The sequence below is a fragment of the Streptomyces lushanensis genome (assembly GCF_001700515.1).
In the GTDB taxonomy this organism is placed as follows: Bacteria; Actinomycetota; Actinomycetes; order Streptomycetales; family Streptomycetaceae; genus Streptomyces; species Streptomyces lushanensis.
Map to the genome: position 1 here is coordinate 1 of NZ_MAUD01000703.1, position 623 is coordinate 623.

Here is a 623-nt window from a genome sequence, read left to right on the forward strand (position 1 = left end):
CCGGGCGATCCGCACCACACGCCCCTTGGCCTCCTCCTCGTACAGGCCCCGGGAGTCGCTGACGTACAGGTGGCCCTCCCGGTCGAAGGCGATGTCGTCGGGATTCATCGGTGCCCCCTCGACGTCCCCCGCGAAGAAGGTCCGCCGGTCACGGCCTCCGGCGTCCACGCTCACGATCTCGCCGTGCGCGAAGTCGGTCAGGTACAGCCGCCCGTCGAACGGGCTGAACTGGGCCGAGGTGTAGGAACCGCGATCGTCGTCCAGAAGCGGCCGTATCGCCTTCGTCCGCAGGTCCACCGACATCACCTTCGGGGAGCCGGGCGGCGCGGTCACGTCCACGACCACCAGATTCCCGGCCCGGTCGAAGACCGGCCCCTCCAACAACGTCATACCGGTCTGTTCGTGCACGCTCGTCAGCCGCATCACCTCGCGGGCCGGGATCGTCCGCGCCTGCCAGGAGGACCCCGCCGCCGGAGCGGCAGGATCCGAGATCCCGGGTGCCGGCGTGGCGCCACACCCGGTCAAGGCCAGTGCCAGGGCTCCGGTCGCGATCGTAGGACCCCAGGTCCGCGGCGTTCGTTGTCGCATCATGCCTCTTTCCGGTTCACGGTCGATGGTGCGGA

The 623-nt window shown here is 69.8% G+C and carries 1 protein-coding gene; it reads right to left on the reverse strand.

Annotated features, from left to right (window positions below; genetic code table 11):
- The coding region (locus BFF77_RS32515; RefSeq protein ID WP_425424470.1) for an SMP-30/gluconolactonase/LRE family protein at positions 1–588 on the reverse strand (588 nt) is incomplete at its 3' end.
- Positions 589–623: the final 35 nt, after the last annotated feature.